Consider the following 15,617-nt stretch of genomic DNA (forward strand, 5'->3'; position numbering starts at 1 on the left):
TTTTAGACATAAAAAAACCGAGCAGAGCCCGGCTTTTAAAATGATCACTTGTTATCGGTTACTCACGAATTTGACCTTCGCCATTCACTAAGTATTTTTCAGTCGTAAGTGACTCAAGACCCATTGGACCGTAAGCATGTAGCTTAGTTGTCGCAATACCAATCTCAGCACCTAGACCTAGCTGTGAACCATCAGAAAAACGCGATGACGCATTAACCATCACAACAGAGGCATCAACGCTGCGTTGGAATAGCTCAGCCGCAGCTTGGTCTTTAGTACAAATCACTTCAGTGTGGTTTGAACCAAACTTAGCAATATGATCAATTGCACCAGCAAAATCAGGCACAACTTTGATTGCGATTTCTAAATCTAAATACTCTTCACCAAATTCATCATCAGCAAGCACAGTAGCATTATCAAAGTATTCAGCAGCTTTAGCATCTGCGTTTACTTTTACGCCTTCTTGACGAAGTACCACTGCACATAGATTTAAAAACTCATCTGCAATATCTTGGTGTACCACTAAACCTTCTAGGGCATTGCACACACCGGTACGCTGAGTTTTACCATTTAATAATAAGTTGATAGCGACATTCAGATCAGCGTCTTTATCGACATAAAGGTGACAAACACCTTTAAAGTGCTGAATTACTGGAATGGTACTGTTTTCTGTTACAAAATTAATTAAACCCTCACCACCACGCGGGATGATTAAATCAATAGTGTCACGTTGTTGCATCAGTTCCATTAGTAGACCACGGTCTGGATCTGGGATCACTGAAATCAACGCTGCTGGTAAACCATGCTTCTCAAGTACTTTGTGCATCACACTAGCGATCGCTTGTGAACTACGTAGTGCCTCTTTACCACCACGTAAAATAACACCATTACCTGATTTAAAGCATAATGCACCAGCATCAGCCGTCACATTTGGACGTGCTTCATAAATCATGCACACAACACCAAGTGGTACGCGCATCTTGCTGATCTTGATACCATTCGGGCGCTCTGAAATTTCGCGTAATTGACCCACAGGATCATCAAGACTAACAATGACTTCAATACCTTCAGCCATCGCTTCAATACGCTCATCGTTAAGCGTTAATCGGTCAATCATAGATGCAGCAAGGTTATTATCACGTGCTGCCGCTAAATCGCTTTCGTTTTCTTTGATGATAAAGGCTTTGCTTTCACGTAATGCCTGTGCCATCTCAGCTAAAACTTGATTCTTAGTAGCAGTATCAAGTAAAGCTAACTGGGTTGCAGCTTTGGCAGCTTGACTCGAAATATCCGTAATTAAACTCATGACTTCTCCAATAATGCGATATCTTTCTCTGAAACAACTGGGCCGATTGAATCTTGCATTTTTTCGCTAAATTCACTTTGCTCGTTGTCAGCAATAAAATTCAATAAACAGCTACTGTAATTCGCTGTTGCTTTTGCTAGACGCGTACCATCATCACTACGAACTAGTATAGTATCGCCTACGCCAAATTCTCCGTGCACCGCAACGATCTCGTCGCTACGAATACAGCCGTCTTCATCTTTTAATGATTCATCAAATGAACCTTCAACTACAACCTCACCTTGCTCATTCGCTGTGTGAGTCATCCAATGCACAGCCTCTTGCATTGGTTTTTCATATGGTGTGAAGATAGTACCTGGGTTGTCACCCGCTAGTAGTCGATTAAACGTCTCTTCTTTAAAACCATTTAAGATAAAAGTTGTAATACCATGTGAAGTGGCTTTTTCAGCCGCTTCGATTTTCGTTTTCATACCACCTGTACCAACGGCACTGGTTGCACAACCGGCCATGGCATAAATTGATTCATCAATATTTTCAATTTTAGGAAGCAACACAGCATCTTCATGTAAATTCGGATTTTTGTCATAAAGACCATCAACATCCGAAAAAATCATCAATGCATCTGCATCCGCAGCTGCGGCGACCATTGCCGACAGGTTATCATTGTCGCCAACTTTTAAATCATCGGTCGTTACCGTGTCATTCTCATTAATGATAGGTAATACACCATGTTCAAGTAAGGTGAAAACTGTTTCACGAATACTGGTGTAACGCTCACGGTCACGTAAGTCACCGTGGGTTAATAAAATCTGTGCCGAAGGAAAATCAAAAAATCGATCCCACATTGCCATCATTTCTGTTTGACCGGCAGCAGCCATTGCTTTTTTCATCGTCACTGAACGTTTTTCTTGTTCTGGGAATAAATGCGAACCAGCAGCTACCGAACCTGATGATACTAAAATCACTTCGATACCTTGCGCTCGACAGCGAACGATGAACTGTGCAATGGTCAGTAAATAACGTGAGCGACACCCGTCTTGTTCGGGTGCGATTAATGCGCTACCTACTTTTAGTACTATACGTCGCCAATTTAACTTTTGCATAACTGTTCAACTTTCCATTTTACTATCTGTTCAGTGCCAATTTGCCACTGATTAAAAGACTCGCGTTTAGCACAACTAAACGCACTGACTATTATCACTTTGCCAAACGACTTATCTATGCACACGACTACGCCACGCAAATACTGCGATTAGATATAGCACAACTTTTATTCAGTCAGTAGACCAAACGGTTATAAACCATAAGTTGATAAAAAAAGATAAGTGTTGTTTATGTATCGCTGTAAAAAGCTGTGTGCGGCTTTTATCAATAACAACATACATAGAGCCTATACAATCTGGTACACCAACAGATAGGGTGTAGATTGTATGACCGAGATTTAGCTGCCACGATGGGAGCTAAACATTGACCAGATAATGAACTTTAATTCTATTCAACACGTAATAAATACACACTGAACACTAACAAGCTCATTTCTATTTAATTAGAAAACAAAGTGTATAAAACACTAAAACTGTTACAAACAATTGATTATTTAGAGGTAGAACTCTGAAAGTATAAGACAACGCTTATAAATATTTAGATATCAAATTGTTTGAACACGAAATATAATACGGGAAATCAGGGTCAAAGATCAAGTGTAAAAAGTAATCATGGCTTTTATACTTACCATAAATGGTAAAAATAGACATTTTTTAACAGTAACTTAGGACGCAACATCTTCGATCTGATGATTTTTCATTAACAAATCAGATTTTTGTTTTCAAAATAGTCCAAAAAGTAGTAATAACGACTAAAATCGTATTTGAAGCAACAAGTTTGCTTGTATCCATGACGGTGAGTAGGCTTTAATAGATAAGTATTTTTTAAAAGTTCAGCGGCTGTTTATCGTCTTCAAACACGATTATCTAAGGTGTTGGTATTTTTTAAATAGTAGTAACTAAAGGATAATTCATTCTATGTCAGCAATTTATATAGCAGGGATCGCCTTGTGCTCTGTATTAGCACAGTGGGTAGCATGGGCGTTTCGTGTACCGGCTATTTTATTTTTACTACTAACAGGTTTAATACTTGGACCATTTAGTGGTGTGCTTGAACCTGACGCACTGTTAGGGGATTTATTATTTCCTGTGGTTTCTTTAAGCGTAGCGGTGATCTTATTCGAGGGTTCACTTACCCTGCACTTTAGAGAGCTCAAAGGTATCGGCAAGGTTGTTCGCAACCTCTGCTCCATCGGGATGATCACAACATGCTTGGTGGTAAGCCTAAGTGCTTATTGGATTTTAGAGCTGAATTGGCGGGTTGCCGCTGTACTTGGTGCAGTTCTTGTCGTTACTGGTCCTACGGTTATCGCACCGCTGTTAAACTCTATGAGACCTACCCAAGATATCGATCGTATTTTACGCTGGGAAGGCATAGTAATAGACCCAATTGGCGCATTATTCGCTGTACTCGTATTCGAAGCTGTAATGCTTGTAGGTCAAGGCGAAGTACTAAGCCATACCATTATCGCCCTATTTAAAACTTTAGGGGTGGGTTTAACAATTGGTGTGGTTGCAGGTTGGCTTACTACATTACTGATACGCCGCGAATGGCTCCCTTTCGAATTACATAAATTTGGTATTTTAGCTTTAGTCTTAATTAGTTTTACTGTGTCTAACCACTTAAGTCATGAATCTGGTCTATTGGCTGTAACCGTATTTGGTATTTGGCTTGCTAATCAAGATGAGCTCGAAATTGACTCAGTACTTGAGTTTAAAGAAGACCTTTCGATGATCTTAATTTCATCGCTATTCATCTTACTTGCAGCCCGCCTACAGTTATCTGATTTAATGATGCTACATAGCGATGTATTTATTTTCTTAGCTATCGTGCTCTTCGTGGCACGTCCAGCATGTATTGCAATATCAACCTTTAAAACCGATTTACCGCTAAAGTCTCGCTTAGTGCTATCGTGGATTGCGCCACGAGGCATTGTTGCAGCAGCGGTAGGCTCTGTATTCGCTTTGAGTATGGTAGAAGCAGGCATTGCCGACGCCGAAAAAATAGTGCCACTCATATTCACTGTGATCATAGTAACAGTGGTACTACAAAGCCTGACAGCAACGCCATTAGCTAAACTATTAAAAGTACGCCAGCCTGCTCCAAATACCATATTAATTATTGGTGCAAACCATGTAGCACGTGCTATTGCTTGTGGCTTAAAAGATCAAAACATTCCGGTGCACTTGTCTGATCCTGCATGGGAAAACTGTAAAATGGCGCGCATGGACGGCTTACCTTGTTACTATGGTAACCCGCAATCAGAACATGCAGAGCGTTATTTACCATTAACGACGATTCGTAGCGTATTAGCGCTATCGCCTAACCGTCATCACAACGCATTGGGCGTGCAATATTTCTCGCATTTACTCGACGAAAAAGACGTGTTTTCACTGCGCTCTTCAACTAACCATGCTAAAGCAAACAAAGACAGTGCGACGTTCTTATCACGTCAGATTTTGTTTGGAGACAATGGTGCGTACGCTCGCTTAAGTAGCTTAATAGCCAAAGGCGGCAAAGTCAGTGCAACTCGCATTTCTGAGGAATTTAGTTGGGAGCAATACAAAGAGATCAATAGCGAAGCAATACCACTGTTCATTTTAAGTGGTGAAAAAAATGATGATGACGATTCACCAATTAAAATTCGCCCATTTACGACAAGTATGGAAAAGACACCACAAGTAGGTGAGCGTATCGTTGCGCTACAACCACCTAAGTTGTCGGTGTTAAAAGACCCAAACAACGGCAAACCAAAAGAAAGTAAAGAAGAGAAATAATACCAATTCGCTTAATTAAATAGTCTATTTTGAGGCAAGAAAACCTTGTTGATAACAAGGCAAAAATTTCGTTATTTAGTTGTTCTAAATGAGAAATTTTTAACGCAGGTAGCGACAGGTTTAATCCCTCAAAATGATTAAGTATTATTGCGGATTGGTATAACAAGAGGCCAGCATCAGTTGGCCTTTTTATTTGTATGTTTCTACATAGGTAAACGCGCACGCTCAACGACGCTATCTGGCATCTTTTCGGCAAGCTTCGCTAGTAAGTTTTCGATTTTTTTGTGAGTAGCTTTATCAGCAACCATTGAATGAAATAACCAACGGTAGGCATCTTCATAATCACGTGGACTGCCATAACCTTGGTTAAACAGATTTACTAAACGCATTTGCGCTTTTAAGTTGCCTTGCGCAGACGCTTCACGCAGATAGGTTACCGCCATGGCTTTATCTTGCTGTACGAGCCGTCCTGTATCATAGTAGCGGCCAAGTTGCTCTAATGCAGCGCTTAGCCCTTGTTGAGCGGCCTGACGCATATAATAAACCCCTAATTCTACATTGCGGTCTACACACACCGCATAAGCTAACATATCACCATACAAGAACTGATACGATGGTAGTGCCATTTTATTGGCTCGTGCTTCGATATCTTGTACTAACTGGCAATCATCTGCCTTTACACGTGCTAGGTGTGCATTTTTATTGATCAAGCCAATTAACTCGCTCTCTGAGTACAGAGGTACTGCTGCAATGGGCTCTTCAGCCATGCTCAGGCTGGAAAAGAGTAATGTTAAAGGCAATAAAACACGCATCAAAATCACTTAAAAAAAATCGGTCTTAGCAAATAATATACAATTATCATTCCAGAGTGAATTTTAGGCACAAAAAAAGCTGCCGAAGCAGCTTTTTTAGTCACTATGGCAATTATGCAAACGGGTTGCGTAATACCATCGTCTCTACACGGTCAGGACCTGTAGAGATAATATCAACTGGAACACCAGTGATTTCTTCAATACGTTTAATGTAATCAAGTGCCGCTTGTGGTAATTGATCAACTGACGTTACACCTACTGTGTTTTCAGACCAGCCAGGCATTTCTTCGTATACTGGCGTTACTTTCTCGTAACCTTCAGCAGCTAATGGTGTAACGTTCGTTACAGTGCCATCTTCTAACTGGTAACCAGTACAGATTTTTAATGTTTCTAAACCGTCTAATACATCTAGTTTAGTTAAACAGAAGCCTGAGATGCTGTTGATTTGAACTGCACGGCGCATTGCTACTGCATCTAACCAACCTGTACGGCGTAAACGACCTGTCGTTGCACCGAACTCATGGCCTTTATCACCTAAGTGCTTACCAACTGGATCTTGTTTATCAAGACCGTCATAAAGCTCTGTAGGGAAAGGACCTGAACCTACACGTGTCGTGTATGCTTTGATAATACCTAATACGTAATCAAGGTGTAGTGGACCAAAACCAGCACCAGTTGCTACACCACCAGCAGTCGTATTTGATGATGTTACGTACGGGTATGTACCATGGTCGATATCAAGTAATGTACCTTGTGCACCTTCAAATAAGATGTTATCACCAGCTAAACGAGTTTGATCAAGAAGCTCAGTAACATCAACAACCATTGCTTTTAAGATATCTGCGATAGCCATTGCATCGTCAAATGTCTTTTGGAAGTCAACTGGTTCAGCTTTGTAGTAATGCTCTAATGTGAAGTTATGGTATTCCAATACTTCTTTAAGCTTGCTAGCAAACTGTTCAGGGTTGAATAGGTCACCTACACGTAAACCACGACGTGCTACTTTATCTTCATAAGCTGGACCGATACCACGACCTGTAGTACCAATTGGCTTATCGCCACGTGCTTTTTCACGGGCTAAATCTAATGCAATGTGGAAAGGTAAAATTAATGGGCATGCTTCGCTGATTAATAAGCGCTCACGTACTGGTACGCCACGCTCTTCTAGCATGCCGATTTCTTTCATTAATGCTTCTGGTGATAAAACAACACCATTACCGATCACACACTTAACATTGTCACGTAATACACCCGATGGAATAAGGTGTAAAACCGTCTTTTCACCGTTGATTACCAGAGTATGGCCTGCGTTATGACCACCTTGATAACGAACTACTAAAGATGCTTTGTCTGTAAGGAGGTCAACTACCTTACCCTTACCTTCGTCACCCCATTGGGTGCCTAGTACAACAACGTTTTTACCCATTGCAAATTCACTTAGAAAAAATTAGGACGAGATTTTATCAGAAAACGAGGTGAAAGATCACCCCGTTTAGCTTATTTTTTCTGCGCCTGAATTTTTACCTTCTTTAATAATTCAACAACTACAGGCAGAACAGAGGTTTATAAAAAAGTTGAGGATGAAAATTAATCATTCACAGAAACAAAAAAGCCCTACAAAATGCAGGGCTTTTCATCACACAAATTTTAATTACTGTGCTTTTGTACCTTTCATATAATTAAAGAAGTCGCTATCTGGTGAAAGCACCATCACGTCTTGTTTATCTTTGAAAGTCTTCTTATACGCTTCTAGGCTACGCACAAAACCAAAGAATTCTGCATCTTTGCTATAGGCATTCGCGTAAATAGCAGCGGCATCTGCATCACCTTGACCACGAACAGTACGCGCATTACGCTCAGCATCTGCAAGCATAACTGTGACTCGACGGTCCACTTCGGCACGAATCGTTTCAGCTTTTTCTTGACCTTCAGAACGGTGCTCTTTAGCTACCGCAGTACGCTCAGCTCGCATACGTTGGAAGATTGAGCTACTCACTTCTTGCGGTAAGTTAATTTGCTTTACACGCACATCAAGTACTTCAATGCCTAGCTCTTGTGCACTTTCAGAAGCTTGTACTAATGCTTCTTCCATCAGTTCACTACGCTCACCTGAGACAATTTCTCTGATAGTACGAGAACCAAAGTTAGTACGCAGGCCATTATTCACTTTTTGCTTTAGTAGTGTTTCTGCATATTGCTTATCACCACGAGCACGAAGATAAAAAGCACTAAAGTCATTAATTCGCCATTTTACATATGAATCAACGATTAAATCTTTTTTCTCACTTGTTACAAAGCGATCTGGTGCACCATCTAGCGTTTGAATACGTGCATCTAAACGACGTACTTGGCTAAAGAAAGGCACTTTTAAGTGTAATCCTGGACCATATACCACCGCGTTGTCATTACTATCTTTTTCAACTTTGCTGAATAACAGAACGATTGCCTTCTCGCCTTCTTGTACAACAAAAATCGAAGAGAAAGACAGCACAACTGCAAGGGCAAGTATTACTAAACTAAAATTTTTCATCTTGCTTATCTCCCCTCATTGAAACGGTCAGTTGCGAAACGGTCATTACTTGAATTTACCGTACTGTTACGTGAAGTGTTTATTTTGTTGCGAAGATCTTTAATATCACTTGAGCTTGGTAATGCAACACGTGTCGCTGTACCTTGCTTTTCCATGATTTTATCAAGTGGTAAATACAGCATATTGTTACCACCTTTCACATCAACTAACACTTTAGAGCTGTTACTTAGCACTTCTTCCATTGCATCAATATATAAGCGATTACGTGTAACTTCTTTTGCCGCTTGATACTCTGGTAATAGCTTTTCAAATCGAGCCACTTCACCTTGTGCTTCAAGTGTAATACGTTCACGGTATGCTTCGGCTTCTTGTGTCATACGTGTTACTTGACCACGAGCACGAGGTTCAATTTCACGAGCGTACGCTTCGGCTTCACGGATGAAACGCTCTTCATCTTCTTGTGCAGCGATAGCGTCATCAAAGGCATCTTTTACTTCACCCGGCGGACGTGAATCTTTAAAGTTCACATCGCTCACAATAATACCTAGATTGTAAGGCTCGATGATTTTGTTAAGCTCATCCCACGTTTGTTGACGCACTAACTCACGACCAGTCGTTAACACTTGGTCCATTTTTACATGGCCAATAACATAACGTAGTGCACTATCAAGCGCTTGTTGTAAGCTGTGGTCAGCATCAGTAACACTGAACTTGTAAAGGTGTGGATCGATAACACGGTACTGTACTTCAAACTCTACATTAACCACGTTTTCGTCTTCGGTTAGCATGAAGCCTTTTGCAGATAGAGAGCGAACCGCTTCTATATCAACCGGAATCACACGTTCAATGAAAGTCATTTTCCAACGTAAGCCAGGCTCTGCAATACGGTCATATTGTCCAAACTGTAAAACAATACCGCGCTCAGCTTCTTTTACCGTGTAAATACCACTTAATGCCCATACGATGATGGCAATAATGAGGATGAAAGAAATGCCTGCGCCGCCAAGTCCGCCGCCGCTTTTACCTGGTTTATTACCACCAAATAAACCGCCAAACTTGTTGCCGAACTTACGCATTACCTCGTCTAAATCAGGTGGGCCTTGATCTTTTCCGCCTTTATTATTCCACGGATCTTTATCATTGCCATTATTACCCGGTTCATTCCAGGCCATAGCTATACTCCATTGTTATCTAAATGAATTAGGTTAAATCTATCAAATCTACAGCGTTTCTCATACTAAAAAAGACAAATGCCGGTGATTTTTAATTAGTCACTACGAAAGAGTCGAGCTCTTGTCCCATCTCTTTTTTCAAGCGATTCCAGTCTGCCATTGGTAAGCGTACCGATAGTAACCAGTTTCCTTGTTCATCGAAACTCTCTTGATGAACTGCGTTTAAGTTAAATAATGCTGCACGAATACGACCATATTGTGGTGCTAATTTTAGTTCATCAGCAAACATCTTCTTGGCAAGTAACTCATTAATTGCCTCAGACAGTAGCTCACAGCCTACGCCTGTTCGCGCAGATAACCAAACTCGTACCGGTTGACCTTCATCGTTTCTATCTATACGTGGCGCAACGTCATCTAGTGCATCTATTTTGTTATAAACCAATAACTGAGGCACTTCATCTGCTTCAATTTCTTTTAAAACAGACTGTACTTGCTCAATATTTTCTTTTCGACGAGGGTCTGCCACATCAATAACATGTAGCTGCAAATCAGCTTCACGGGTTTCTGTTAAGGTTGCTTTAAACGCTGCAACAAGGTCATGCGGTAAGTGACGTATAAAACCTACCGTATCAGCTAAAATAACCGGACCTATATCACCAATATCCAACTTACGTAAGGTTGGATCTAGGGTTGCGAATAACTGGTCGGCTGCATACACATCAGAATCTGTAATGCGGTTAAATAACGTTGATTTACCAGCATTGGTATAACCAACTAGTGAAACCGTTGGAATTTCATTTCGCGTTCGTGCACGCCTACCCTGCTCACGTTGAACAGCGACTTTATCTAAACGGGCACGAATATTTTTAATTCTTGCGCGCAATAATCGTCTATCGGTTTCGAGCTGGGTTTCACCCGGACCACGTAAACCTATCCCCCCTTTTTGTCTTTCAAGGTGGGTCCAACCACGGATCAATCGAGTAGAAATATGGCGTAACTGAGCTAACTCAACCTGAAGTTTACCTTCGTGAGTACGCGCTCGCTGCGCAAAAATATCTAGGATCAAACTCGTACGATCAAGAACACGACACTGGCAAACGCGTTCTAAGTTGCGCTCCTGTGACGGGCTAAGTTGATGGTTGAAAATGATGACATCTGCATTGTGGATTTTGACAGTTTCAGCGATTTCTTCTGCTTTTCCGGTCCCGACGAAAAGTTTCGGATGTGGTGCTTGACGACTGCCTTGCACAATCGCCAAACTACTAACACCAGCAGAAGATACCAACAACTCTAATTCGTGGAGATCTTCACGATCCCCCTCTTTAGGTAAGTCGATATGAACTAAAACTGCCTGTTCGCCGGCTTCATAACGGTCAAACAAGCATTACGCTCCTAAGTTTAAAAATTTCCAGGTTCTTGCTCTTCTGAATCATCACTTCCTTGAACACCTTGGAAGTTAACAGAACGCGCTGGAACAACAGTTGAAATAGCGTGTTTATACACCATTTGATTAACGGTGTTTTCAAGTAAAATAACAAATTGGTCAAATGACTGGATTTTACCCTGCAATTTAATGCCATTAACCAAAAAGATTGATACTGGAATGCGCTCACGACGTAACGCATTTAAAAATGGGTCTTGTAACGACTGGCCTTTTGCCATGTTATTTTCCTTCGTTCTAGGTGTTATTATAATTAAGTAGCTGAACTAATTTAACAAAGCTAAAAAACTTTCAGCTACTACTAGCTTAGCGAACTTACTACACGTTGCAAGTTTTCTTCATCACCCGAAGTCAACCAAGTTACATCAGGCCAACCTCTTAACCAAGTCAGTTGTCTCTTGGCTAACTGCCGTGTGGCTGCAATACCGCGAAAGACCATTTCATCATAGTCAATTTCGCCAGCAATGTAATCCCACATTTGTCTATAACCCACACAACGAATCGAAGGCAGGTCAGGGTGTAAATCCTTACGTTTATATAGGGATGAAACTTCATTTTCAAACCCCTGATCGAGCATTATTTTGAACCTTTTCTCAATTCGCTGATGTAATTCACTGCGATCATCAGGCGCAATGGCAAATTGATGGAAAGTATAAGGAAGCTCAGGCTGTTTTTGTTTTTGCAGCTCAGTCATTGTTTTCCCTGTTATACGATACACTTCCAATGCGCGATTAATTCGTTGCGAATCATTTTCGCTTATTTTTTGTGCTGCATCAGGATCAATTTTCACAAGCTCTTTATGCAAATGTGGCCAGCCTAACTGCTTTGCTTCTTTTTCAAGCTCGGCACGTACTTCAGGTGATGCCTCTGGTAGCGGTGATAAGCCATCAATAAGCGACTTAAAATACATCATTGTACCGCCAACCAATACAGGTACTTTACCTTGCTTATGAAATAGATCAATCTTTTCAATGGCATCACGGCGAAAATCTGCTACTGAATAACTATCTGCTGGGTCAATAATATCGATCAAATGATGCGGCGCACGAGCTAGCTCTTCTGCATTTGGTTTTGCAGTGCCGATATCCATATCTTTATAGACTAATGCTGAATCAACACTGATTACTTCTGTGTTTAAATGCTCACACAGCGAAATTGCTAAGTCTGTTTTCCCTGCAGCGGTTGGTCCCATTAAAAAAATGACGGGTAAGTTATTCAAGCCTAAATACCTTGCTTAGTTTAAAAACTGAGATAGATCTATTTTAACTGCTTTTTGACGTAAACGTTGCATAGTTTGTGGATTATTTTCTAACCGAGTCACTTGCTCCATAAAGGCTTGACTTGCGTAATAGCGTTTTGGAATTTGCTGTGTTAACCATTCTAGCCATTTATCCAGTGAACTTAGCGATGATTTGCAGCCGCTAATCAGGCACTCAATAGCATGACTCACATCAAGTAAATACACACAAGGCGGGAGCCTTTTAACCATCACAAATTGCTTTTCAATAACCAAATCAAAACCGAGTAAGGTAAACCACGACTGCTGAGCATTTAAGGCGCTAATGTCATCAGCACTTGCATTCACTCGCACAGGCAACAACAAAGCTTTGCCATCAAGGCTGCCAGCTTGTTCTACTTGCACTTGCCAGTCGAGTGCTAAAGCATACTTAAAGTGCGCAGCAAATAGCTGGTTATCTTCACTAAATACGCATTCACCTTCTCGTACGTGAATGAGTTTGGCAAGCTTAGCTTGCTCAGCAACCGGTGCTGCAATGCTTGGTTCAGGGCGTACTTGGTCAAAATGCGCGGCATGTTGCTCACTGATCCCTTGATAAAAAGCATTCACATCTTGATGCGATGTTTTACTGCGCCCTTGGCTGTCGCTACCAAAACCACCTCCAGAACGACCTGTTGTACCAGAATAACTTGTTAAACGTGTCGGTTGTAATTCAGATTTGGGGTAATCATACTGCTCTGCTGGCACTGATTGATTCAAACTTGGCTGCGTGCTGCTTAGGTTTGTCTCATCAAACGAAGCATGTTGAAAAGCAGTTTCATTATGTTCGGTAAAACCGGCTTCATGCTGAAGCGGCACTACAACTTGTTTTATTGCCTGCAGAATAAAATCATGTACTAAGCGACCTTGATGAAACCGTACTTCATGTTTAGCCGGGTGCACATTAACATCGACCTGGCGTGGATCAATATCAATATAAATTACAAATCCTGGAAGCTCTTCTGATCCAGCAACTTCTTCAAAAGCTTGGCGAATCGCATGCAAAATGAGTTTATCGCGCATCATGCGATTATTGACATAGGTATATTGAGTGCTATTTGCTGAACCCACTGGTAATACCCAGCCTCGTAGCATCAAGCCTGCTTCACCTGATTGAATATGCAAACCCTGCTCACTGAACGCCTTACCAGCAACTTGCGCTACACGTGTTATTGCGTGCTCAGGGTTTGGCTTTGCACGGTATTGACGCACAACTTTGCCGTTGTGTGTAAGAGTAATAGATACATCAAAGCGACTCAACGCGATACGCTTTATTAGCTCATCGATATGTGAAAACTCAGTTTTCTCGGTGCGAAGAAACTTTCGCCGCGCAGGGGTATTAAAAAATAAGTCTTTTACCTCAATGGTGGTGCCATCGGGATGTGCAGTTGGCTTGATTTGCACCGCCATATCGCGTCCTTCAGCAAACGCTTGCCATGCGGCTTCTTGTTGTTTTGGTTTTGAACTCAAAGTTAGCCGTGATACTGAGCTAATAGAAGCGAGTGCTTCACCACGAAAACCCAGTGAACAGATGTTCTCTAAATCATCAAGTGACTTAAGTTTACTTGTAGCATGGCGCGACAAAGCTAATGTCAGCTCATCTTTATTAATGCCCGAACCATTATCGCGAATGCGAATCAGCTTATGACCACCGCGCTCAATATCGATTTGAATGCGCGTTGCGCCGGCATCTAAACTGTTTTCGACTAGCTCTTTAACAACAGATGCGGGGCGTTCAACCACCTCACCCGCAGCAATTTGGTTAGCCAATCGCGCGGGTAGTATTTCTATGCTCATAGTGTTCCTAACACGAAAATTGACTAGCTTTGAGGAATATCAAGCTCTTGACCAATAAACAAGGTATTCGATTTTAACTTGTTGGCCGTTTTTAGCTTACTAACAGAGGTGTTGTATCTGCTTGCCAAAATACTTAACGACTCACCGGGACGTACTTTATGTTTAGTCGGAAACTGCGCTTTTAACTTAGCAAATAACGAGTCATCTGGCGGGTTTTGCATATAGTAATTTTTAATCGAAGTGAAAATTGCTTTTGCTAAACGCTCCTGATGCTGCGCCGTTTTTAGCATTCGCTCTTCGCGCGGGTTCGAAATAAACCCTGTTTCTACCAAAATAGACGGAATATCCGGTGATTTTAATACTGCAAGACTCGCCGCTTGTGGACGCTTCTTATGCATTTTAGCAACTTTTCTTAATTCGCTAACCACTTCTTCCGCAACACTAAAACCTGTTTTCATTGAGTGATCCATCGACATATCTAGCAGTGCTTGTGCTAAATATTTTTCGCTAGCAGTATCTTTTAACACACCAGCAGCACCACCTAAAAGCTCTGAGTGTTTTTCTTTATCCTCAATCCATTTACCAATTTCAGAATTAGCGCGACGCAGTGATAGCACCCAGACAGAAGCACCGTTTGGCTGCGGGCTGGTAAATGCGTCAGCATGAATCGACACAAAGAAGTCTGCTTTTTTCTTTCGAGCAATGCTAGTACGGGTGTTTAAATTGACAAAGTAGTCACTACGGCGAACCATGCGCGAAATCATGCCTTTTTCAGCATCTATCATTCGCTCCAGGCGCTTCGCTATTTGCAGCGTGATATCTTTTTCATACGTGCCTGACGGACCAATTGAGCCCGGGTCTTCACCACCATGGCCTGCGTCAATCGCAATGACGATATCGCGTTCTTGATGAAGCTCACGCTTTTTAACACTGGTATTGGTTGAAGCAACTGGTTCTGCCTTCGGCGTTTTATCCACAAGGTCAACCACTAAACGGTGTTTATATGGATCGGTCGGTAATAAAGCAAACACGACTGGTTTACTGGCACGAGCTAGTTCAAAAACAAAACGCACACTCTTGCTATCTTTTGGTTTTGAATAACGCAGTTTTGAAACGATCTGATGCTTTTTAGGAATAGCAGGCAAGCTATCTAGTTTGTCTGTATTTTTTAAGTCAATCACTAAACGAGCTGGGTTCTTCAACATGAAGTAGCTAAAATCAGGCTTATCGTTTAAGTCAAAGACCACACGAGTGCTGTCAGGTGAGGGCCACACACGTACGCTATTAATCGTATTTTGTGCAAGCGCAACTTGGCTCACAAACAAAAACATCAATATAGTTAATAGTTTAAATGTACAACGAGCCATTTTTACTAATACACCTTTATTTTTATATGTTTATT

General features: G+C 41.4%; 12 protein-coding genes. 1 reads left to right on the plus strand and 11 read right to left on the minus strand.

Annotated elements, in window-relative coordinates; all coding sequences use genetic code 11:
- Positions 1–58 precede the first annotated feature (58 nt).
- Both HYD28_00750 and proB read right to left on the minus strand, forming a co-directional pair.
- The gene (locus tag HYD28_00750; protein QLE07617.1) at positions 59–1,306 is read right to left on the minus strand and encodes a glutamate-5-semialdehyde dehydrogenase; all 1,248 of its coding nucleotides are present in this window, start codon (positions 1,304–1,306) and stop codon (positions 59–61) included.
- Positions 1,303–2,409, minus strand: a complete 1,107-nt coding sequence (gene proB, locus HYD28_00755) for a glutamate 5-kinase (GenBank protein ID QLE07618.1) — start codon at positions 2,407–2,409, stop codon at positions 1,303–1,305. The genes HYD28_00750 and proB overlap by 4 nt, the downstream gene beginning before the upstream one ends.
- Positions 2,410–3,327: 918 nt before the next feature.
- Here proB and HYD28_00760 point away from each other — a divergent pair.
- The gene (locus HYD28_00760) at positions 3,328–5,187 is read left to right on the plus strand and encodes a sodium:proton antiporter (GenBank protein ID QLE07619.1); all 1,860 of its coding nucleotides are present in this window, start codon (positions 3,328–3,330) and stop codon (positions 5,185–5,187) included.
- A 203-nt stretch (positions 5,188–5,390) separates the two neighbouring features.
- Here HYD28_00760 and HYD28_00765 read toward each other — a convergent pair whose 3' ends face one another.
- From HYD28_00765 to HYD28_00805, 9 genes are all read right to left on the minus strand, one after another.
- Positions 5,391–5,999, minus strand: a complete 609-nt coding sequence (locus HYD28_00765) for a sel1 repeat family protein (protein QLE07620.1) — start codon at positions 5,997–5,999, stop codon at positions 5,391–5,393.
- A 112-nt stretch (positions 6,000–6,111) separates the two neighbouring features.
- Positions 6,112–7,425 (minus strand): adenylosuccinate synthase, encoded by a 1,314-nt coding sequence (locus tag HYD28_00770; GenBank protein ID QLE07621.1) that lies wholly within the window; start codon positions 7,423–7,425, stop codon positions 6,112–6,114.
- A gap of 225 nt (positions 7,426–7,650) precedes the next feature.
- Positions 7,651–8,529 carry a protease modulator HflC gene (gene hflC / locus HYD28_00775; GenBank protein QLE07622.1) on the minus strand — a complete coding sequence of 293 codons (879 nt, stop codon included), beginning with the start codon at positions 8,527–8,529 and terminating at the stop codon, positions 7,651–7,653.
- Between the two features lie 5 nt (positions 8,530–8,534).
- Entirely contained in the window at positions 8,535–9,701 is a 1,167-nt protein-coding gene (hflK, locus tag HYD28_00780; protein ID QLE07623.1) for an FtsH protease activity modulator HflK, read from the minus strand.
- 91 nt (positions 9,702–9,792) lie between these two features.
- Positions 9,793–11,082 (minus strand): GTPase HflX, encoded by a 1,290-nt coding sequence (hflX, locus tag HYD28_00785; GenBank protein QLE07624.1) that lies wholly within the window; start codon positions 11,080–11,082, stop codon positions 9,793–9,795.
- 17 nt (positions 11,083–11,099) lie between these two features.
- Positions 11,100–11,363 carry an RNA chaperone Hfq gene (hfq, locus tag HYD28_00790; GenBank protein QLE07625.1) on the minus strand — a complete coding sequence of 88 codons (264 nt, stop codon included), beginning with the start codon at positions 11,361–11,363 and terminating at the stop codon, positions 11,100–11,102.
- An 80-nt stretch (positions 11,364–11,443) separates the two neighbouring features.
- Positions 11,444–12,361 (minus strand): tRNA (adenosine(37)-N6)-dimethylallyltransferase MiaA, encoded by a 918-nt coding sequence (miaA, locus tag HYD28_00795; protein ID QLE07626.1) that lies wholly within the window; start codon positions 12,359–12,361, stop codon positions 11,444–11,446.
- A gap of 15 nt (positions 12,362–12,376) precedes the next feature.
- The gene (gene mutL / locus HYD28_00800; protein QLE07627.1) at positions 12,377–14,215 is read right to left on the minus strand and encodes a DNA mismatch repair endonuclease MutL; all 1,839 of its coding nucleotides are present in this window, start codon (positions 14,213–14,215) and stop codon (positions 12,377–12,379) included.
- 23 nt (positions 14,216–14,238) lie between these two features.
- Complete coding sequence (locus tag HYD28_00805; GenBank protein QLE07628.1) at positions 14,239–15,582, minus strand: N-acetylmuramoyl-L-alanine amidase; 1,344 nt, start codon at positions 15,580–15,582, stop codon at positions 14,239–14,241.
- Positions 15,583–15,617: the final 35 nt, after the last annotated feature.

Source organism: Pseudoalteromonas shioyasakiensis (genome assembly GCA_013391845.1).
GTDB classification, from domain to species: domain Bacteria; phylum Pseudomonadota; class Gammaproteobacteria; order Enterobacterales; family Alteromonadaceae; genus Pseudoalteromonas; species Pseudoalteromonas apostichopi.